Source organism: Fictibacillus sp. Mic-4, from assembly GCF_049843615.1.
Taxonomy (GTDB): Bacteria; Bacillota; Bacilli; order Bacillales; family Fictibacillaceae; genus Fictibacillus_A; species Fictibacillus_A gelatini.
Genome location: NZ_JBBHZM010000131.1, coordinates 1 through 311 on the forward strand (window position 1 = coordinate 1; position 311 = coordinate 311).

The window sequence follows — 311 nt, forward strand, 5'->3', positions numbered from 1 at the left end:
ACATTATACAGACATTTCATGGAGAGCGACGAAAGGACTTGAAGCGGGAGCAGGACACGCGGCAAAAGACATGGTCACAGATACGTTTGATATGGTAATGCATCCCCGAGCAACGCTTGAAGCGATTGATTATGCCGATCAGCACCGCATCGAGACCGCTATATATACGGGGGCTGCGATCTATGCTTCATGGAAACGAGATATTGTAAACGGAGACGCTTATAGCCGGGCGGAATATGTCGGGAATATCGCCGCTCAAATCGTCATTCCATATGGGGAATTTAAGCTGGCGCTAAAAATAAGCGACATAA

At 47.6% G+C, this 311-nt stretch carries 1 pseudogene; it reads left to right on the top strand.

What is annotated here, in order from left to right:
• Window positions 1–311: pseudogene (locus tag WD019_RS21810) on the top strand (hypothetical protein); the annotation flags it as partial.